Here is a 21096-nt window from a genome sequence, read left to right on the forward strand (position 1 = left end):
ATGACGACCCCCGTTATCGCAGCCAGCCCGGCTGCCGCTTCGAGCACGCCTGCGCCCAACACTGCTGCCCAGCTTCTCGGCGCCTCCGCGCATCTCCTGCATGATCTTGCTCGTGGCCGGCGCATTGATGCTGCGGCCCTGCGGGCAGCGATGGAGCACGCCTTCGGCGGCTCCGATGCCGAAGGCCTTTGGGACTGGAAGGCCGCCTATGACGCCTGCGAGGTGGCTACGGTCCTCTTCCTGCGTCGCTTCGGCCCGGGCATGCGAGCGCGCGCGGCATCGCCGGCGGTGCTGCTGGCGATGCTGGACAAGATCGCCGCCCTCCTGCCCAGCCACACCCGCCGGTCGCAGGAAAGCCAATCCCTGCAGCAATTCTCCACGCCGATTGCGCTTGGCCTTGCGGCGAGCGCGGCTGCTGCCATCACACCAGCCGACCATGTCTTGGAACCTTCGGCCGGCACCGGTCTGCTCGCCATTTTTGCCGAGCTGGCAGGCGCCGGGCTGGCCCTGAACGAGCTCGCCGACACGCGCGCTGGCCTCCTCGATCTTCTCTTTCCGGCAATCTCTGTCACCCGCTTCGACGCGGCGCATATTCACGACCATCTCGATGCCGGCGTGCAGCCGAGCGTCGTGCTGATGAACCCGCCATTCTCGGCCGGCGCGCACGTCGACGGCCGCGTCGCCGATGCGGCACTCAGGCACCTCCGCTCGGCACTGGCGCGGCTCTGTGATGGCGGACGCCTGGTCGCCATCACCGGCGCCAATCTGTCCCCTGACCATCCCGCCTGGCGCGACGCCTTCGTGCGCCTGCAGGAACGGGCCCGCCTCGTGTTCACGGCGGTAGTCGATGGCGCTGTGTACGCGCGGCACGGCACGACCACGCCGACGCGTCTCCTCGTCATCGACAAGCGGCCGGCCGACGATTCGAAGGGCTTCCCTGATTCGCCCGGCGTGGCGAAGGATGCAGCGACCCTGCTGGCCTGGGCGCTCGTATCGGTGCCGGCCCGACTGCCTGTCGACGGCGTTGTCACGCCGCTGCCTGCGTCCCGCATTGTGTCGCCGCGCAGCGCCCGCGCGGTTGCCCCGCGCTCGGTCTCGTTGGCTGTCGCCGACACCAAGTTCGCGGAGGTGACCTATCAGACCACCGATTGGCGGCCGGCCGAGACCGGCCGGCTCACCGAGTCGCTCTATGAACCCTATGCACTGCAATCGATCCGGATTACCGGCGCTGAGCCGCATCCGACGCCGCTTGTGCAGTCGGCCGCCATGGCATCGGTCGCGCCGCCGAAGCCGTCCCATCGACCGCGGCTTGCGTCCGGCCTGGCCGCCAAGGGCGTGCTTTCCGACGCCCAGCTCGAGACCGTGGTCTATGCCGGCGAGGCCCATTCGGGCCTGCTCGCCGGCGCCTGGACCGTGGATGAAACCTTCGACACGCTCTCGGCCGCGCCCGAGGAGGCCGAGCATGCGGTCCGCTTCCGCCGCGGCTTCTTCCTCGGCGACGGCACCGGCTGCGGCAAGGGCCGCCAGGTCGCTGCCATCATCCTCGACCACTGGCTGCGCGGCCGCCGCCGTGCGCTCTGGATCTCCAAGTCCGACGCCCTGATCGAGGACGCGCGGCGCGACTGGTCGGCGCTCGGCCAGGAGCGCCTGCTCGTCCAGCCCCTGTCACGCTTCCGGCCGGGCATGCCGATCCAGCTGCACGAGGGGGTCCTATTTCTGACCTATGCCACGCTGCGCTCCGCCGAACGCGACGGCAAGCTCTCGCGGCTGGACCAGATCCTTGAGTGGCTGGGCCTGGGCTTCGACGGCATGATCGTGTTCGACGAGGCGCACGCCATGGCGAACGCCGCGGGCGGCCCAAGGGACGGTAGGGGTGGCGAACGCGGCGAGCAGGCGCCGTCCCAGCAGGGCCGCGCCGGCCTGCGCTTGCAGCATGCGCTGCCCGACGCCCGCGTGCTCTACGTCTCGGCGACCGGCGCCACCACGGTGCGCAACCTCGCCTATGCCCAGCGGCTCGGCCTGTGGGGCGGCGACGACTTCCCGTTCGCCACCCGTGCGGAGTTCGTCGAGGCGATCGAGGCGGGCGGGGTGGCGGCGATGGAGGTCCTGGCGCGCGACCTCAAGAGCCTTGGCCTCTACACCGCGCGGTCCCTCTCCTATGCCGGCATCGCGTATGAGCTCCTGGAGCACGCGCTGAGCGACGAGCAGCGGAGGGTCTACGACGCCTATGCCGGCGCCTTCGAGATCATCCACAACAACCTCAATGCCGCCCTCGAGGCGGCCAACATCACGGGTACCGGCGAGGGCGGGTCCCGCACGCTGAACGCGCAGGCCAAGTCGGCGGCGCGCTCGGCCTTCGAAGCCGCCAAGCAGCGCTTCTTCGGCCATCTGCTGACGAGCATGAAGATCCCGACCCTCGTGCAGTCGATCGAGCGCGACCTCGCCCAGGGTCACGCGGCCGTCATCCAGATCGTATCCACCGGCGAAGCTCTGATGGAGCGCCGGCTGGCCGAGATCCCAACGTCCGAATGGAACGACATCGCGGTCGACATTACCCCGCGCGAGTACGTGCTCGACTATCTCGCCCATTCGTTCCCGACCCAGCTCTTCGAGGAGTACACCGACGACGAGGGCAAGCTCCTGTCGCGGCCGGTGTTTCGCGACGGCCAGCCGGTGCAGTGCCGTGAGGCGATTGAGCGGCGCGACCGATTGATCGAGAAGCTCGCGGCCCTCCCGCCGGTGCCCGGCGCGCTGGACCAGATTGTGCAGCGCTTCGGCATCGATCAGGTGGCCGAAGTGACGGGCCGGACCCGCCGCATCGTGCGCAAGGGCGATCGGCTCGCCGTGGAAACGCGCGCGCCGTCCGCCAATCTCGCCGAAGCTGCCGCGTTCCAGGACGACAAGAAGCGCATCCTGGTGTTCAGCGAAGCCGGCGGGACGGGGCGCAGCTACCATTCCGATGTTTCGGCTCGCAATCAGCGACTTCGGGTCCACTATCTGCTGGAGGCCGGCTGGAAGGCCGATGCCGCGATCCAAGGGCTCGGCCGGACCAACCGAACGGCCCAGGCGCAGCCACCGCTGTTCCGGCCGATCGCGTCAGACGTTGCCGCCGAGAAGCGGTTCCTCAGCACCATCGCGCGCCGCCTCGATACGCTGGGCGCCATCACACGCGGCCAGCGGCAGACCGGCGGGCAGGGCCTGTTCCGGCCCGAGGACAATCTCGAGAGCCCCTACGCCCGCGCCGCTCTGCGCCAGCTCTACACGCTGCTCTATGCCGGCAAGATCGAGGGCTGCTCCTTGCAGCGCTTCGAGGCGGCGACCGGGTTGTCGCTCACCGATCGCGACGGCTCGCTGCGCGAGGAACTGCCCTCGATCGCGCAGTTCCTCAACCGGCTGCTGGCGCTCACCATCGAGCTGCAGAACATCCTCTTCGAGGTTTTCGAGGCGTTGCTGCGCGCCAAGATCGAGGGCGCCATCGCTTCCGGCACTTATGACCGTGGCGTCGAGACGGTCGTGGCCGACTCGCTCCGCATTATCGACCGGCGCACGATCTACAGCCACGCCGGGACGGGCGCCGAGACTGAGGTGCTCACCATCCTGCGCCGCGATCGCAACCGGCCGCTCGCGCTCAACGAGGCCCTCGACCTGGCCCGCGAACGTGGCCGCCTGCTGGTCAATGCGAAGTCCCACCGCGCTGCCGTCCAGGTCTCCGCGCCGAGTGTGATGCTCGACGACGGTGCCATCGAGCGGCGGGTGCGCCTCGTGCGACCGATGGAGCGCCCGGCTCTCGCCGCCGACTCGCTCGCGATGTCAGCCTGGGAGGAGGCTGACAAGGCCGCCTTCGCTGCAGCGTGGCAGGCCGAGGTCGCCGAGCTGCCGGCGTTCGCCGAGAGCCACCTCTATGTGGTGACCGGCTTGCTCCTGCCGATCTGGCAGCGCCTGCCGGAGGAGGGCTGTCGCGTCTGGCGCCTCGAGACCGATGACGGCCAGCGCGTCATCGGCCGGCAGGTCTCCGCGGCCTGGGTGGCCGACGCCGTCGGCGAGACGCCGCAGCTTTCGGCCGAAGAGGCGTGGACCGCTCTCTTCGAGCGCGGCGCGGTGCTGACGCTCGACGATGGTCTGGAACTACGCCGCGCGACCATCATGAATGGCCGTCGGGTCGAGCTGTCAGGCTTCAGCGAGGGCATGCTCGACCGCCTGAAGGCGATGGGACTGATGTCGGAGATCATTGCCTGGAAGCTCCGGCTGTTCGTGCCGACCGGCGCGAACGGGCCCGCGATCCTCGAGGCCTTGCTCGAGCGGCATCCGATGCGGCGGATCGCCGAGCGTGTGGCAGCGTGAGGAGGCGGTCATGGCCCTATTCGCCGCCGATCTGGCGCGCCGCCTCGCGCGCGACGCCGAGGCCGTGTGCCGCCACTATCTCTCCAACGGCCGTCGCCAGGGCCGCTACTGGTTGGTCGGCGATGTGCACAACATGCCGGGCCGGTCGATGTTCGTCAGGCTCAGCGGGCCAGAATCCGGTCCCGGCGCCGCCGGGCACTGGACAGATGCAGCGTCGGCCGAATATGGCGATCTGCTCGACGTCATCCGCGAGAGCTGCGGTCTCGTCGATTTCCGCGATGTCGCCGAGGAGGCACGACGGTTCCTCGGCCTGCCCAAGTCCGAACGCCGACTCGTGTCCCCAGGCACGAAGCCAGCACCCCGTGGCTCGCCTGAATCTGCCCGACGTCTGTATGCGATGTCACGGCCGATCGCGGGCACGCTCGCGGAGGCATACCTGCACGCGCGAGGCATCGTCACCGTGCATGACGGCGGAGCCCTGCGTTTCCATCCGCGCTGCTACTATCGCCCCGACGAGCACGCCCCGATTGAGGCTTGGCCGGCCATGATCGCGTGCATCACGGATTTCGACGGCCGCATCACTGGCGTGCATCGCACCTGGCTCGACCGCTCCGGCCGCGGCAAGGCCCCGATCGACACGCCGCGTCGCGCAATGGGCGAGCTCTTGGGCAATGCCGTGCGCTTCGGCACAGCCGACGACGTGCTCGCAGCCGGCGAGGGCATCGAGACCATGCTGTCGATGCGATTTGCCCTGCCGACCATGCCCGCAGCCGCGGCACTCTCGGCCAATCACCTCGCCGCCCTGCTTCTCCCATCGACGCTGCGCCGGCTCTATATCGCGCGCGACGCCGATGCAGCCGGCGACCGCGCGACGGTGACGCTCAGCACCCGCGCCCAGGAGGCGGGGATCGAGGCGATCTCGCTCTCGCCCAAGTTCGGCGACTTCAACGACGACTTGCGCGCCTTCGGCGTTGACGAACTGCGGGCAGTATTGCGGCATCAACTCGCGCCGCAGGACGCCCAGCATTTCTGCGATTCGAAGATGGCCGGGATGGGGTGACGAGCGGGCAAGGCCGCAATCGTCGCGGTCGGCAACGATGAGGTCCGGGGCCGCAAGGACAGGCCGCGGCCGGCCTTCTAGAGGGCGATCGGACGGCAGGCGGTCCGGCTCCTGCAACGGCGGCGCGCGGCTATTTTCCGCCGGCGCTGACGCGCCTTTGCATCGCGAAGCAAAATAGCCGCGCTCTGCCGTCCTCCGCTGACGCTCCGGCCGCTCCGCGGTGCAGGCCCGGTCCGCCTGCCGTCTGTCTGCGCCCACGAAGGCCGCGATGGGCGCGGCCGATCCGGCAAAGGACCTCATCATGACCACCAACGACGATCTCGAACCCGCCGACACCGCCTCCCCGACCGAGCACGTCCTCAGCGAGCTGCAGCTCCACGGCTGGCGTCCCTTCGACGATGAGCCCGACCCGCGGCCCCTGCCCGAGGGCAAAGCCATCGCCGGTGCCGTCGCCGACATCTTCGACGCCCTGGTCGCGACCCTGAGCGACACCCGCCTCGAGCCCGACCTCGAGGACCTGCTGTGGTCCACCGTCAACCTCTTCCACCGCGCCGCCGATCGCATCGAACGCGGGCTCGACGACAACGAGCGGGCGCAACACAAGAGCCAGCGCGAGCAGAACGGCTCGGAGGTGCGCTCGGTCGAGCTCGAACGGCTGACCGCCCAGGGCATCACGCTGATCGAGCGGCGCAACGCCATGGAGCTCTTCCGCGACCAGGCCGCCGAGCAGTTCGAGCGCCACACCGGCTCAGCCTGGCGGCCGCACACCGGCTCGATGGTCAGCCGCAGCACGCTCACCGCCGCGATGATCGACAGCCGCGACTTCCTCGCCGCCCGGCGTCGCGCGGACACCGAAGTCTTGTTGCCCAAGGGCCCCAAGATCGCGCTCAGCGGCGGGCTCGACTTCAACGACCATCGCCTGATCTGGGCCAAGCTCGATCAGGTCCACGCCAAGCATCCCGACATGGTGCTGCTGCACGGCGGCTCGCCGAAGGGCGCCGAGCTCATCGCCGCCCGCTGGGCCGACCATCGCAAGGTGCCGCAGATCGCCTTCAAGCCGGACTGGCACAGGCACGCCAAGGCGGCACCCTTCAAGCGCAACGACGCCATGCTCGAGGTGCTGCCGATCGGCGTCATGGTGTTCGCCGGCAGCGGCATCCAGGCCAACCTGGCTGACAAGGCCAGGAAGCTCGGCATTCCCGTGTGGCAATTCGCCGAGGCTGGCGCGTGACAGGCTAGTGGAAACCGCCGGGAGCCTCACCTTTGGGTGGGGCTCTGCTCCGCGGCGCGCCGACTCCATCAACTGGGGTCGCAGTTGCCTTCGTCGATGGCCTCGACTTCACGGCTCTCGGGTTTAAGCGTGAGGCACCGGCATCCACTGGCAGGCCAGGATATGATTTCGAGGCGTCGATTACGAACCGGAGCCTTACGGGCCTGACGACAGATAGCCTCGCCAGTCCAGGCATGCTGTCAAGCACGGGAGCCAGGACAGCCTGTAACCGGCCGACATGGCGTCGGTTCTGACGGGTCTCGTCCCGTGCATGTATTATGGTGGAATCGGAAACAGGACCTTGCGTTGATGTCCACGGGGAACGACCCGCCGGAGCTTGGCATAGATGACTTCACCCGCCGCTTCGCGTTACGGGCGGGCAATCTCATGTGGCTGCTCGGTGCCGGCGCGTCAGCCTCGGCCGGCATTCCCACTGCCTGGGACATGATCTGGGAATTCAAGCAATTGCTGTTTGTGAGCCAGCGGCGAGTTGCGTTGCAGACCGTGGCCGACCTCTCCAACCCCGCGATCCGTGCCCAACTGCAGGCTCACACCGACGCCGCCGGAGCCTTGCCGGCGGCCGGCTCACCCGAGGAATATGCAGGCTTGTTCGAGGCTGTCTATCCGGCCGAATCGGACCGGCGCGCTTTCCTCGACGCCAAGCTGAGTGGCGCAAAACCTTCCTATGGGCATCTGGCGCTGGCGGCGCTCATGCGCGGGCAGGGCGCGCGCCTCGTGTGGACCACGAACTTCGATCCGCTGGTGGCCGATTCGTGCGCGAAGATCTTCGGGACCACGGGGACGCTGACGAGCGTCGCCCTCGATGCCCCCGACCTCGCGCAGCAAGTGATCGATGAAGGCCGCTGGCCGGTCGAAGTGAAGCTCCACGGCGATTTCCGTTCGCGCCGTCTGAAGAATACCAACGATGAGCTGCGGCAGCAGGATTCCCAGCTTCGCCAGTTGCTGGTCGATGCGTGCGCGCGGTTCGGGCTGGTGGTTGCGGGCTATAGCGGCCGCGACCGTTCCATCATGGACACGCTGGACGAGGCAGCGAGCAGATCCGGGGCATTCCCCGCGGGTCTTTTCTGGCTCCATCGCGGAGACGACCTACCGCTGCCGCGCGTGCGCGCGTTACTCGCCCGCGCTGCGGCCAATGGCATCCAGGCGGTGCTGGTCCGGATCGAGAATTTCGACGAAGCTCTACGCGATATCATCCGGCTGATGGATAGCCTGGATACGACGGAACTCGACTCGTTCGCGGCCGAGCGCCGGCGCTGGAGTCCGGCGCCGCGTCCGGTCGGCCGCAAGGGCTGGCCTGTGGTGCGCCTGAATGCGCTGCCGATCACCCAGGCACCGACTGTCTGCCGGCGTATCGTCTGCGAGATCGGCGGTTATGCCGACGTCCGCGCCGCGATCGAACAGGCTGAGGTCGCCATCCTCGCCGCCCGAACAAAGGCGGGCGTCCTGGCCTTTGGTTCTGACGGCGACGTCCGCAAGGTCTTCGATGGCCACGGCATTACGGACTTGGACCTCCACACCATCGAAATCAAGCGGCTGCGATATGAATCCGCCGAACGCGGCTTGCTGCGCGAGGCATTGACACGCGCGATCGTCCGCACACGCGCGGTGAATTCGGTCCATCGGCGCAGCGCCGACCTGCTAGCGCCCTCAGATGGTGAAGCGGACGCCTGGTCGGACCTTCGTCGACTGGTCGGTCCATTGTCGGGCGTGGTGCCCAATCATCCCGAATTGCGTTGGCGGGAGGGCATCAGCACCCGGCTCGACTGGGCGGACGACCGACTGTGGATTCTCCTCGATCCCTGCACCGTGTTCGAAGGGATCGACGACACGAACAAGGCCTTCGCCGCGGACTTCGCGCGCGAGCGGACGGTCAAGCGCTACAATCGACCGCTTAACGATCTCCTCGGCTTCTGGTCGGGCTATCTCGCACAGGATGACGAGCTGCGGGCGCTTGGCCTCGGCAATGGCATCGATGCGGTCTTCCGTCTGTCGCCGGATACTGCGTTCTCCCGGAGAGCCTGAGCATGACGAGCGAGATCGCCCCCCACATCTGGCTGCCCGAACCGAGGCTCGCGTTCCATCCCGAACGCACGTCCGACCGCGATATCCATCCGCTTCGGGGGCTTCTGCGCTTTGGTCCGTATTCGTCGGGCCTGGTGCCGGACCCCATCCGTGTCGCGACGATCTCGCCGGCCGGAGAGAGCGAGCGTCTCTTCGGCTTCGTGCGGGAACTGAACACGGCGTCGAAGCCGACGGAGCGGCGCGACTATCTGCCGGAATGGCCTGGTTTCCAGCGTGTGTTCGGGCTGCACATGCGCGGCGCAGCTAGGGGCTGTCATATCGAGCTTGACCAGCACCTCGAGTCCGATCTTGCGGCAACGGCGACACCTCATATCGTGCTTGCCGCACGCCTGTTGCGTGCCGTCCAGTCGCTGGAGGCACGCCGCGCCGACTTCGATGTCCTCTTCGTCTACATCCCTCGGCGCTGGGCGGCCGGGTTCACTGGCGGCAGTTCGGACGATTTCGATCTCCACGATCACCTGAAGGCCGCAACCGCCGCGCGGCGCCTGCCGGTCCAATTGTTGCGGGAGGACAAGGCACTCGCCTATCCCGACCAGGCCAGCGTGATGTGGCGAATCGGGCTCGCGCTCTACGTCAAGGCCGGCGGCATTCCCTGGAAGCTCGCGGATGCCGATCCCGAGACGGCCCATATCGGGATCTCGTATGCGGTGCGTCTGGTCCAGTCCGATCGCCCACGCTTTGTCACCTGCTGCAGCCAGGTCTTCGATGCCGAAGGTGCTGGGCTCGAGTTCGTCGCCTACGATGCGCATGAGGTCGAAGTGCAGCGGGATAATCCCTTCCTCTCGAGAACGGAGATGTTCCGCGTGATGACGCGCTCGATGGATCTCTATCGGCGCCGCCACGCGGGCCGCTCACCGCGGCGGGTGATGGTTCACAAGACGACGGAGTTCAAGCCGGAGGAAATGGACGGCGCCATGGAAGCGCTTCATCTCTGCGAAACGGTCGATCTCCTCCAGGTCGTCGAGGACGTGGGCTGGCGCGGTGTAAGGATCGACGGGCGCGCTGGCGACGCGAAGGGAAAGCCCACTGCTTTTCCGGTTTCGCGCGGCACCGTGATCGGCATCGGCGCGCGCGAAGCACTGTTGTGGACGCATGGCGACGTACGGGGCATCGGGGACCGCAACTCGTATTTCCAAGGCGGGCGCAGCACGCCACGACCCCTGCGCCTGGTGCGGCACGCGGGCCATGGCTCCTGGGACGACACGTGCCGCGCCGCATTGGGTCTGGCAAAAATGAACTGGAACAACGATGCGCTCTACGATCCGCTGCCCGTGACGATGAGCTACGCCAAGGTGCTGGCGCGGGTGGTGAAGCGCATGACGGGCTTGGGCAGCGCGCCCTATCAGTTCCGCTTCTTCATGTAGCGCGAGCCGAGCACGCGCGTATGGATGGCTACAGGCCCAACCCGCGATGCCCCCGCCGGCCAACATCACACCGCTTACCCGCTTGCCGAGCTGCTACTCCAGCGCCGGCCGCCACGGAACGAGTTGAAAGCCGAGCCCATCGTCGATCATCGCGAAGCGGCCGGATCCCAGGATGACGCGCCGGCGGTTATCTTCCACTGGTCTTTGCAGCGACCTTCGGTTCTCTCGACGGGAAGCCTTCGGGCGCCGGACCTACTTTCCCCTCGGGCGGCGGGCTGCGCGACCAGATGAGTAGCCCTCGCTGGACTCGCCGTCGAATTGGTTGGCGAAGATCGGGCTGGCGAAACTTGGATCGTCGAGCTCGACCGGTGGTCGCTGCCTTCGTTGGACCGCTTGGGCCAGGTGGCGCCGACCTCGGCCCGCCGGACATAGACGCGATGGCTGGGCGCCTTGTCGCTCGACTGACTGGCTTTTGGACGACCGGCCTTTATCTACGCTCAGCTATCCTTCTCATCACCCGTCGCTGCCCCGCCTCTTGTGAAGCATGACCGAGATTGGCCACATCTCTCCTCCGTATGCCGTTCAGCACGCGACGCACTTGGCCTCTTTGTGGCGAATCTGGCCGCAGACCGGCTGCGCCTCGATCGCCTGAGCCGCAACGCCATCGCCTCGACTTTCTTCCCCTGGGCTTCGCCCATTCCTCGCGAGGCAAGAAAGTCTCTCCGAGGGCATCCTCCGCTGCGCTCCGGCCCGCAAGCGGGTGCGTCGGCGATCGTCTCCGGCCTGCAGATCGCCATCGAGGCCGCGATGGTCGCGGGCCCGAACAGCAAGGAGAAGTGACATGGCCAACATCGGTTCCTTCAAGAAGGTCAACGACGAGTACCAGGGCGAGATCGTCACGCTGAGCGTTCAGACCAAGGGTGTCCGCATTGTCCCGGAGGCCAACAGGTCCAGCGACAAGGCGCCCAGCCATCGCGTCTATGTCCGGCGAGCCGAGATCGGCGCGGCCTGGCCCAAGCGCTCGAACGAGGGCCGCGACTACCTCTCGGTGAAGCTCGACGATCCAAGCTTCGCCAGCCCGATCTTCGCCAACCTGTTCGACGACGAGTCCGGCGAGGGCTACTCCCTGATCTGGTCGCGCCGCCGCCCGAGTGGCGAGTAGGTCCAGCTCCGAAGGGCCTCGCCCGGGCGAACCCGGGTGGGGCCTTTCGCATGTTCGCGGCCACACGCAGCAAGAGTCTGACGCGTGGACAAAGTCGCTCTACGGTCGGGCAACTCGTTGCGCCACAGCACATGCAAATTGAAGTCGTGAATAGCAGCACAGAATTGCGCGCGTCCGGCTGCGACGGACCGGGCCTCTATTCGGCAGCATAGGGAGGTTTGGCGGCATCACGAAGCCGGCCTTCGGTTGAAGGTGAGGGAAGGCCGCTTCGCCTTGCCGTGACGAGCCCTTGCGCGCCACGAGAGCAAGCATGCCCCGCCTCACAAAATCGAATGCAGTATATCCTTAGCCAAAATCGGCTCCATCGCAGCAAGCGCCATCTGCTGCTCAGCATATGCGGTCGTGAAGGTGGATCCCAATTTCCCCGCGAGCGACGAGGCTTCGTCGCAAGAAGCTCCGCTCGTGCGACCAGGTGATCGGTCTCATGTGGACATGCAACAAGTGGCCTAAAATGGGCCGCAACGCGGCCGGTAACATGCAACCCGAGAACGGAAAAACCCCAGGAAATCCAACACTTTGCTGAAATGGCGTCGTCCACCTCAAAATCAGGTTTCCTCACGGAAGTGTTGGTTCGAGTCCGACCGGGGGCACCATCGATCCGTTTCAAGCGAGCCAGCGTTTTAGCGGTGCACTCCTGAAATCCACAGACGAGAACAAACAGGGGAAAGTCTCACGTATTAGTCTCACGTCTCAAAACGTGAGACTCGGTTCGTTCTCAGCGGGGGGGGCGTGACCGGGCGGGTAGTGCCAGGTGCAAACCAGGCGGAGCGCCCCCGTGAAGGTCGTGATCTTCACCGATCCCGAACCGCGCCGCCGCAGGCCGGGCCGGGGGCCGGCCGCCACCGCTTCCAGAACCCGCATCCGAAGGTCGTCCGCACAAGCCCGTGCCATCGCCGCCTCCCTCAATGGAGACGGTGAATCACAACAGAGCCCGAAACGTCACCACTCCATCGAATCGGCGCTCAACAGACGTGCTCTAGCGGCTCCGCTCCGGATTGTGCGTAATGCTGGCGCCAATCGCGGCCGTACTGCCACAGCGGTCAATGAACAGGCGTGCGAGAGCGGTGAACGTGGGTGAGAGCAGAGGGCGCAACGTCTAATATGCGGGCTGAGAGGGAGCGATGCTATCCAATTCTCTTTCAAGGACTGATGCCATGATCGTCGTTCTTGGTGATGCCATGATCGACCTCCATGTGTATGGGGTCGTTGAGCGGATATCCCCTGAGGCGCCGGTGCCGATTGTGCGCCATAGATCGGATAGGGCTGTGCCAGGCGGCGCGGGGAACGTCGCTGTCAACATCGCGGCGCTCGGGAGTGCAGTCACGCTAATCGGCATCGTCGGTGACGACAAGGACGGCGGTCAGCTGGCGGCTTTGCTTCAAGAAAGCCGCGTGACATTTGAGCCGGTGATAGTTCCCGGTCGAGCCACAAGCTTGAAGACGCGCGTCATGGCCGGCAACCAGCATATCTTGCGTATCGATCGCGAAGATGTTTCCGCAATTTCTCGGAACGTTGAGGATTCCATCCTCGAGCAGGTCGAAGCGGCACTTTCCGAAGCAAAAATCCTGGCGATTTCAGACTACGCCAAGGGCTTGCTGACGGATCGCGTGCTTGAGGAATCAATTGGTCTGGCCAGGAAGCGTGACATTCCGGTCGTAATCGATCCCAAGAGACATGATTTCTCGCGTTACGCTGGTGCCCATCTTATCAAGCCCAATCGACTTGAACTGGCAGCTGCCTCAGGCATGCCGTGTTCTACCGATGAAGAGGTCGAGCAGGCCGCGGGTATGATGTGCAAGCGCACGGGTGCCGCGCTGATGGTCACGCGTTCCGAGAAGGGTATTTCATATTTTGCGCCGCATATGCGGGCGATACATATGCCAACGGCGGCGAAGGCGGTTTTTGATGTATCCGGGGCAGGCGATACGGCTTTTGCGGTCATTGCTTACGGCATGGCCAATCGCCTGACAGTCGAGCAAATCATGCGACTGGCCAATCTCGCTGCTGGCATCGTCGTTTCGAAGCCGGGTACGGCGACCGTCAGCCTCGAAGAAATTCGCGCGGCGACGGCCAATTACGAGGCCCATCCAGTATTTCGAAAGGGAGAAATCGTTTCCAGAGAATCTGCTATGGCGATCCGCGAAGGCTGGCGGCGGCAGGGCCTATCGGTCGGCTTCACCAACGGATGCTTCGATCTGCTGCACCCTGGCCATATCGCCGTTCTCCGAGGTGCCGCTCGGCATTGCGACCGCCTTGTCGTCGGTCTCAACTCGGATTCGTCCGTATCCCGCCTGAAGGGTGCTTCCAGGCCGATTCAATCCGAGGCGGCACGAGCTGCGGTCCTGAGTGCGATCGACTGCGTCGATCTTGTTGTCGTCTTCGAAGAAGAGACGCCGCTTTCTCTCATCGAGATGCTGATGCCGGACGTGCTGGTGAAAGGCGCCGACTACACCGAAGACAGGATCGTCGGCGCCGATGTCGTCCGGGCGGCCGGCGGCAGGGTCGAGCGTGTCGAACTCGTTGCCGGCCAATCGACAACGGATCTTATTCGACGCGTCGCGCCCGGGCCGACCGAGGCGACCGCAACCTCATCTGTCCGCCCCGTCGACTCCAGTCGCCGCCGAGTAACGATATGATTGTTGTTACGGGCGCGGCCGGGTTCATCGGCTCGAACGTTGTCGCGGCACTGAACGAGCAAGGCCAAGACGATATCGTCGTTTGCGATTGGCTGCGCCAGGACGGGCGCTGGATGAACCTGCGCAAGCGCATGTTTCGCGACTTCGTCTTTCCAGAGAAGCTGCTGGAATTTCTAGCTGAGGCAACGCCCGATGCGATCGTTCATCTCGGCGCCAATTCATCGACGATGGCGACCGATGGCGATGAGTTGATCCGGCAGAATTTCAAGTTCACGCTTTCGCTTCTCGACTATTGCACGGCGCGCAACGTGGCATTCGTCTATGCCTCTTCCGCCGCCACCTACGGCGACGGCACGAACGGCTTCGTCGACGATGATTCTCTCGCCGCCATCAGGACGCTAAGGCCGTTGAACCTCTATGGCTGGAGCAAGCATCTGGTCGATCAGGTCGTCGCCGAGCGGATCGAGAAGAAGCTGCCGCTGCCGCGCAAGTGTATCGGGTTGAAATACTTCAATGTCTATGGCCAGAACGAGTACCATAAAGGGAGCATGATCAGCGTCGTCGGCAAGAACCATGCGGCCGTGATTCGAGGCGAGGCTGTGACATTGTTCAAAAGCCACCGGAAAGACTACGAAGACGGCGGGCAACTGAGGGATTTCGTCTATGTCGACGATGCTGCGGCAGTGACAACATGGTTCATTCGCAACGGGCCGGCCCACGGACTGTTCAATGTCGGGACCGGTGTCGCCGCATCCTTTCGCGAACTTGCCGAGGCATTGTTCGCGGCAACGGGGCGTATCCCGAACATTCGCTACGTCCCGATGCCGGACGAACTGCGCGATCGCTACCAGTATTTCACCCGCGCTTCCGCCGGGAAGCTCCGGGAGGCTGGTTACAGCACGCCCTTTGCCTCGGTAGCCGAGGGCGTCGCGCGTTACGTCCACTATCTGAATTCCGCGGATCGTTATCGATAACGCCGAATCGGGAAAACGACGGAACGATACAAAGGGCTAGGCCCGAAGGCTCCGGTCGTGGCGGAGCGCGCCAGGCATATCGGCGCTAGCGCCTTTCAATCAGACGGTCGGAGCGGCCGGGGCTCCTTCTGCAAAACCGGGGATCCGACGGATCGCGGTCTTGATCTGCTCGACCGTGATCAGCCTTGTGCACTCGAATTGACGGTCGGTGTTCTTGTGTCGAGGGCACCACAGGAAGTCCTTATGATCGAAACGATGCGCCGGATCGTTCCAGCAGCTGTTGCATGTATGAAAGTTGGCAATCCGGTAGGGAGTGTGGAACTCGTTCAATGGATGCGTGAAGCCGCTGATCATGACGGTCGGCGTGCCCGCCGCCCAGGCAAGCCATGACAGGCCGCTCGATAGGCCGATGAAGAAGTCGGCATGCTTCAGCCAGCGCGCGCGCTCCTGGAGTGGACGATCGCCGGTCTGGTCCTCGGCGCCGTACGGAATATGGTTCCAGATAATCCCATGCCCATGGGTCGACTTCTGATCGATGCAGATGACGCGATAGCCACTCCGCTTCAGGAACTCCACGATCTCGCGCCATCCCGTGGGATTATTCCAGTACTTTGCCTGGGTGGTGCTTTGGGCGGCAATGCAAACGTACTTTTCCGGAATCGGCCGCGCGTCACCGGCATAGACAAGCCGCGGCGGTGCCTCGGTAGGATCGACACCCAGGATATACCCCGCAGTGCGGTGAAGCCCGACGAGACGGAAGTCGCAGGGTTGCAGGAGATTGTCCTTGTCGTCGAAGAACAGGCCGATGTTGTAGGTCGCGTAGAAGCTTTCGGGCTTGACCTGTTCGTGATTGACGAAAGTGATGTCCGGATAGGCGTCGCGAAACAGCGGGATCAGCCACTCGGCCATCGCGACGGTAAGCTTGCAGTTATGTAGTTCCTTGAATTTCACGGCGTAGGGGAACCAGCCCAGAGTATCCCCCAGGGTGCCGACCGGCAGTTGAACGAGCACGTCACGGCCAGCGGCCGAATACTCATGCACGAAGACCTGGTCGCTGCCCTTTTGTCCGATCTCGATACGGAAGTGTACGAAGTAGCGCTTGCTGCTTTGGACACGGCCCGACAAGAGCGAAGTCTCGAACAGGATGTTGCCCGTATCGATATCGCTCAGCCGAACACTCCAGGGTTGGCTTGCCGGTTCCAAGGACACCCGGCAGCCGTCGTTGAAGTCGAAACGGACACCACGGGGCCCCTCCTGGGTCGGAATATCGGAAGGCGCGGGAAATGCCCTCTTGGGCGGCGGCCCCGGCATCGGCGTCGCCGCGGCAGTGACCTCAGTCGAAGGCGCCCCGCTGCTGGGGACGCTTGGCACTGGCGTCGTGCCGGACACTGGAGCCACGGCGGCAGGCGCATCGATCGTGACCGAAATGACCGGTTGGGGAGGCGAAGCAATCTGATCGGGCATGCACTCTCGAGGCAATCGGAGGACGGAGAAAGGTCGTTCCGGCAATCGCAGGGATGGATCGGTCATCCCTGTGCCGGGTTCGGACGAACACCACTCAGACGCGCGGTTGCGTTATCCAGGGTTGGGCGTCGTTCAAGGACGTCGCCGGATCCCGGACGATCGTGCCGGCTGTGCCATCGCCGGAGAGGACGAAGCTGCTGGCAGTGTAAGTGCCGAACAGGACGACCGACGCCTGAAGGGCGCCGCTGGTCAGGGTCAGCGTGCCACTGCCAGCCGACTGCGCCCACGACGCCGACGTCGTCCCCGGCGTGAATCCGATGTCGCCAAAGTCGATGGCGGCGGCACCGGTCGCTGTAAGGCCGGACACAGCAACATTTCCACTGAGATGCACGGAATCTTCAAACCTCACGACGCCTCCCGCGGCGGCGAAGGTGATGGTGCTTCCGCTTGCCGAGCCGCCGCTCGCAATCAGCAAATAGCCGCCATTCACGGTGGTCGCGCCAGCAGAGCCACCCGACCAGACGTAGTCGTTACCGCCGTAGTTCACGGTGGCTCCACTTTCCGTCCCGCCTGAATAGACGCCCAGGGTTCCGCCACTGCTCACGACCGTCCCGTTGGCGGATCCCCCCGACCAGACGTACTCGTTGCCGCCGCTGTTCACAGTGGCTCCACTTTCCGTCCCGCTTGCGAAGACGTTCAGGGTACCGCCACCGCTTACGATCGTCCCACTCGCCGTGCCTCCCGAGGAAACGTATGAGGAGCCACCCGACTGGAGCGTCGTGCTGACGGCGAGGCTGTTCGACTGGAGCAGGACCTGCAGGCCGCCGGAATTGATCGTACCGGCGTTATCCGTGCCGCCGCCCCAGACATATTCGACGGCACCGCTGTTGATGATCGAACTGAGTGCCACGCCGCTCGATACGACATGGAAATTGCCGCCGCCCAGGATCTGCGTCGATGTCGAGACGCCGCCCGAGAAGGCATACCCCACGCCCCCCGAGTTGATGGTCGCGCTGACCGTATTGCCGAAATTGTCGAGTGTGCCGCCGCTCTGGACGTTGGTCTGCGAGGTAACGGCGCCCGTCCACACATACTCGAAGCCACCACTTTGAACCGTGGCGTTGGCCGCGCTGCCTCCTGTCCAGATGTACTCGTAGCCTCCGCTTTGCACGGTGATGCCCGTGCCAAAGCCGCCGCTGGCGATGTGCACGATACCGTTGCTCTGGATGAGCGTATTGCTCACTGTCGTGCCCGATCCCAAGACCAGCTGCCAGCCCGCGGACTGGATCGTGGCATTCACGGCAGAACCACCGGAATAGACGTACTCGTACCCACCGCTTTGCACTGTCGCATTCGAGGCGATCGAGCCGCTGCCCCACACATACTCCCAGCCACCGCCCAGGACCGTAGCGGCGAGCGAACGGCCGCCGGAATAGACATCCAGATAGGTCCCGGACTGTACGGTGGTGGAGGCGGCGCTGCCGCCGGACCATGCAAATTCCCAGGCTCCGGTCCCCTGCTGCAGCAACGCCCCCAGGGTCACGCCGCCCGAATAGACAGTGGCATAGCCGCCCGAAATGGTGGCGCTGCCGGATACCAAGGTCGCCTGGGACGTCGTCCCGCTGTTAATGATGTAGCTGCTGCCCGCGCTCGCACCAGCCTCTCCGAGGACGAGCCAGCCACCGTTGGCGATCGTGGTGCCCATCGCGAAACCGCCGGAGCCGACGATCTGATCTCCGCCACTCAGGACCAGCGTTCCCGACGCCCACCCGTTGCTGAGAACCCACTGGTAGCCGCCGGACCCGACGATCGTACCGCTGGCAGTCGCACTGTTGGCGACGCCACCGACGAACTGGAAGCCACCGCCATTCACCGTCGCGGCCGATGCCGTGCCATATACCCGATCGATGCCCCCGCTGGCGATCGTCGTGCTGGTTGCCGATCCGCCGGACCAGACCTGATGCTCACCCAGCACGATCGCGGCGGCATCCGTGCCCGTCACGACATATTCGGTACCACCACTGCTCACCAGGGTGCCGTTCGCCGTTCCTCCGCTGACCAGCATGGAGCCCGAAGACACGAGGGTGACGCCATTGCTGGTCTGCCCCGTCGCCACGACAATCTGCTGGCCGCTACTGACGACCGCCCCCTGCGCCACGGTGAAATTCTGCACGACGCTGGCACTGTTCAGCGGCGTGCTGAACGTCGAGTCCGTCGGCGAGAACTCCTGCATCTGCACGGTATAGTTGCCATTGGCGAGCGTCACCGGCGTTGTTGTCGCCCAGTTGCCATCGGCGTCGGCGGTCGCTGAATAATAAGCACTGACGATCGTGCCGGAACTGGCCGGATCGGTTACGGTCCCCGACACGAACAATCTGACGACATCCCCGCCATTGACCTTGTTCGTGTAGCTGCTGACAAAGGAGCTGCTTACGGCAGACCGCTGCAGGACGGCCGAATTATCCGCACCATTCCATCCAAAGACGAGGGCGCCATTGTAGACCGTCACCGGCGTCGTGCTCGGAGCGCCGCCTGAAACAGCCGGCGTCTGCACAGTCCAGACGTCATATAGTTCGTGGAACGGCGCGCCAGTTGCAGGAGTATAGCCGGGCCGCATGCCGATGACGGGAGCCGTCGGCTCCTGATAGGCGGCATTGCCCGATTGCAAAGGCATCGTACTGATCAAGGACGGATCGAGCGTGTCGATGCCGTTCGCGAAAAAGGCAAGCGTCACGCCGCTGGTCGGCGAGATATATTGCCCGGTCCCTGTTCCGGTGATGAGCGCCAGCCCATCGATCGCCATATCGCCGGCCTGTCCCGTATAGTTGGGATTGAGCACATTCCCGGCGCTGTTGACCGTCATATAGTAATTGAAGACCTTCGCCGCGCTCCCGGTGCCGATGGTAATCTGATACGAGGCAACCCCCGCCGTGCCGGAAGCCGGCAACGGCAGATCCTTGAGGTTGATAACGCCGGAGGTCGGATTGCCGTAGGTTGCCAGGGTATAGCCGCTGCCGGTGCTCGTGACATCGTAATTGCCGAAGGCGCTGATCGTCGGCAGCGATGTGTAGGAACCAGATGCATTGACGAATGAGATCGTGACGGGCGTCCCGGCCGCGAGGCCAACCGTCCCGGTAACGAAATTGAGCGTCGTCTGGAAGCCATCCAGGTTGGTCGGCGAGGGGGCCAGGTACCCGCCGCCGGCGCTGATGTAATTGTAGATGACCTGCGGCGTGTATCCGGCCGGCGTGTCGCTGTCGGCGTACAACGTCACGCTGATGTTGTTGGAATCGGTCGATGTACCGGACCCGTCGGATACGTTGATCAGCGGGCCGACATTGAAGGCCCTCGTCAGGAAGTCGGAATAGCCGTTACCGTACGAATTCGTATAGGTGAAGAAGGTCTTGGCATACTGGTCGTAGAAGACGCTGCCCGACGGTGTCACGGCGCCGGGCTGACCCGATGGCACGGTGCCACCGAATTCATAACTCGGGTCCCAGTTCCACTCCTTGTTCAGATTGAGCGTGCCCGTGATAGCCGGGTTGAACGACGTGGCCGTGCCATCGTACAAGCCGGCCGTGAACCCGGCGAGGAAGTCGCGTAGGACCGCGCCCCATTCGTTGTTGGCGCCGGTGTTCATCGTCATCGTCGTCGCCGGACCGACGCCGTTGGGATTGGCGAGCCCGCTAACGGTCGCGTTGCCCAGCGTCATGTAGATGCTGTTCTCCAGGTCGCTCGGGCTGATCGTGATCGTGCCCTGGATCTGGCTGGTGGACGTGGGCGTCAGGACGAAATTGCCGCCGCTGAACGCGACGTTATAGGAATAGAAGCCGGCATTGTGCCAGACGCCGCTGGCGTCGGGTGCGCCATTGAAATAGCCGGCGATCTGGATCTGATTGGGCGACCCGGACGAGGTGGCCGTACTATTTTCAAGCGACGAGACGTAGCCGTTCCAGTTCGACGTCGCATAGTTGGTGCCGCTGATGTTGCCCGCGATCACCGCCGCGGGCGAGAGAGCCATCCGCGGCTGTCCCGACAGAACGCCGGCGGTGAAATACTCGATGCTGGCTGAGCCGCCCGCCGAGAGGAGGTCGTTCCACATCGAGCTGGAGGCGCTGACACTGCCACCTGCGATGTTGTAGCCTCGCGAGGCGCTGGTGATTGGATTTGTACCCGAATAGACGACATTGATCGCCATCGGGATGCCGAAGCCGTTGATGTCGGTGAGATTGCCCGCATCGGCGGCAGCGGGGGTGAACGTCACTTCAAAGCTGTCATAGCGATAGTTCAGCGCCTGCGCGCTGGTCTGCGTCCCGGTCGTCGTGATCTGGCTTTCGGTCGTAATGGCGGATTGAACGGACGCGATATTTTGGCCCGCACTCTGAATGATGAAATAGACCTTCAGACCCTGCTGGTAGGGCAGGCTCAAAGTGGCGGAAGACGAGCCGGTAAGTTGCACCCATGTCGGGCTCGTGCCATTCGCATTGAAGTAGACGGCCCAGGCATTGACTCCCGAGGTCTCAAGCTGGGACTTCATGTTCGGTCCGAAATTCACGACCACGTTCGGCATGAAAGCTCCTCAGCACAGGCCTATCGGATACGCGGGAACCGCGCATCCGGCTGTGACTGCACCCGGATAATGCGGACACAATCTATGGAATT

At 64.6% G+C, this 21096-nt stretch carries 11 protein-coding genes and 2 pseudogenes; 9 read left to right on the plus strand and 4 right to left on the minus strand.

Features of this window, described 5'->3' with window-relative positions:
* From B5D62_RS22660 to B5D62_RS22680, 5 genes are all read left to right on the plus strand, one after another.
* Window positions 1–4341, plus strand: coding sequence for a strawberry notch family protein (locus tag B5D62_RS22660; protein ID WP_085936211.1), 4341 nt, complete (start codon window positions 1–3; stop codon window positions 4339–4341).
* A 10-nt stretch (window positions 4342–4351) separates the two neighbouring features.
* Window positions 4352–5401: a DUF7146 domain-containing protein gene (locus tag B5D62_RS22665; protein ID WP_085936212.1), complete on the plus strand. Its 1050-nt coding sequence runs from the start codon at window positions 4352–4354 to the stop codon at window positions 5399–5401.
* Between the two features lie 301 nt (window positions 5402–5702).
* Window positions 5703–6632 (plus strand): DUF2493 domain-containing protein, encoded by a 930-nt coding sequence (locus tag B5D62_RS22670; RefSeq protein WP_085936266.1) that lies wholly within the window; start codon window positions 5703–5705, stop codon window positions 6630–6632.
* A gap of 483 nt (window positions 6633–7115) precedes the next feature.
* Entirely contained in the window at window positions 7116–8714 is a 1599-nt protein-coding gene (locus tag B5D62_RS22675; RefSeq protein ID WP_218191228.1) for an SIR2 family protein, read from the plus strand.
* Window positions 8715–8716: 2 nt separating this feature from the next.
* Window positions 8717–10138: an argonaute/piwi family protein gene (locus B5D62_RS22680; RefSeq protein ID WP_085936214.1), complete on the plus strand. Its 1422-nt coding sequence runs from the start codon at window positions 8717–8719 to the stop codon at window positions 10136–10138.
* A gap of 96 nt (window positions 10139–10234) precedes the next feature.
* On the opposite strand, the pseudogene B5D62_RS33015 reads toward B5D62_RS22680, so the two are convergent.
* Together B5D62_RS33015 and B5D62_RS22685 are read right to left on the minus strand one after the other, a co-directional pair.
* Window positions 10235–10324: pseudogene (locus B5D62_RS33015) on the minus strand (DUF3363 domain-containing protein); the annotation flags it as partial.
* Between the two features lie 66 nt (window positions 10325–10390).
* Window positions 10391–10614, minus strand: a pseudogene (locus B5D62_RS22685) (DUF736 family protein); the annotation flags it as partial.
* A 133-nt stretch (window positions 10615–10747) separates the two neighbouring features.
* Between B5D62_RS22685 and B5D62_RS22690 the strand changes: the two are divergent.
* From B5D62_RS22690 to rfaD, 4 genes are all read left to right on the plus strand, one after another.
* Complete coding sequence (locus B5D62_RS22690) at window positions 10748–10978, plus strand: hypothetical protein (RefSeq protein ID WP_085936215.1); 231 nt, start codon at window positions 10748–10750, stop codon at window positions 10976–10978.
* Between the two features lies 1 nt (window position 10979).
* The gene (locus B5D62_RS22695) at window positions 10980–11300 is read left to right on the plus strand and encodes a DUF736 domain-containing protein (protein WP_085931990.1); all 321 of its coding nucleotides are present in this window, start codon (window positions 10980–10982) and stop codon (window positions 11298–11300) included.
* A gap of 1214 nt (window positions 11301–12514) precedes the next feature.
* Window positions 12515–13996 (plus strand): D-glycero-beta-D-manno-heptose 1-phosphate adenylyltransferase, encoded by a 1482-nt coding sequence (rfaE2, locus tag B5D62_RS22700; RefSeq protein ID WP_231714903.1) that lies wholly within the window; start codon window positions 12515–12517, stop codon window positions 13994–13996.
* Window positions 13993–14970, plus strand: coding sequence for an ADP-glyceromanno-heptose 6-epimerase (rfaD, locus tag B5D62_RS22705; protein WP_085936217.1), 978 nt, complete (start codon window positions 13993–13995; stop codon window positions 14968–14970). The genes rfaE2 and rfaD overlap by 4 nt, the downstream gene beginning before the upstream one ends.
* A 99-nt stretch (window positions 14971–15069) precedes the next feature.
* On the opposite strand, the gene B5D62_RS22710 is transcribed toward rfaD, so the two are convergent.
* Both B5D62_RS22710 and B5D62_RS22715 read right to left on the minus strand, forming a co-directional pair.
* Window positions 15070–16434, minus strand: coding sequence for an autotransporter strand-loop-strand O-heptosyltransferase (locus tag B5D62_RS22710; RefSeq protein ID WP_085936218.1), 1365 nt, complete (start codon window positions 16432–16434; stop codon window positions 15070–15072).
* A gap of 94 nt (window positions 16435–16528) precedes the next feature.
* Window positions 16529–21004, minus strand: a complete 4476-nt coding sequence (locus B5D62_RS22715; RefSeq protein ID WP_085936219.1) for an AIDA repeat-containing protein — start codon at window positions 21002–21004, stop codon at window positions 16529–16531.
* Window positions 21005–21096: the final 92 nt, after the last annotated feature.

It is taken from the genome of Enhydrobacter aerosaccus (genome assembly GCF_900167455.1).
GTDB lineage: Bacteria > Pseudomonadota > Alphaproteobacteria > Reyranellales > Reyranellaceae > Reyranella > Reyranella aerosaccus.